The sequence below is a fragment of the Pseudomonas sp. HY13-MNA-CIBAN-0226 genome (assembly GCF_040310305.1).
In the GTDB taxonomy this organism is placed as follows: domain Bacteria; phylum Pseudomonadota; class Gammaproteobacteria; order Pseudomonadales; family Pseudomonadaceae; genus Aquipseudomonas; species Aquipseudomonas gregormendelii.
Map to the genome: position 1 here is coordinate 1 of NZ_JBEOPS010000445.1, position 252 is coordinate 252.

Genomic DNA, 252 nt, shown 5'->3' on the forward strand with positions numbered 1-252 from the left:
GTGACACCCGACGGCGGCAAGCTGACCGTGGCCGGCAACTTCACCAACCCCAGCACCGGTGCGCTGAACCTGGTGATCACCCCCTCCACCACCGGCTCCCTGGCCGTAGGCGGCACCGCCAACCTGGGCGGCACCTTGAATGTGGTCAACCTGGCACCCTATGCCGGCGCCACCACCTACACTCTGCTGACAGCCGGCGCGGTCAACGGCACCTTTGCCACCACCAACCTGGAGAACCTGGCGTTCCTGACT

1 pseudogene is annotated in these 252 nt (G+C 66.7%); it reads left to right on the forward strand.

Annotated features, from left to right (window positions below):
- Positions 1-252 (forward strand): annotated as a pseudogene (locus tag AAEZ05_RS29460) (autotransporter domain-containing protein); the annotation flags it as partial.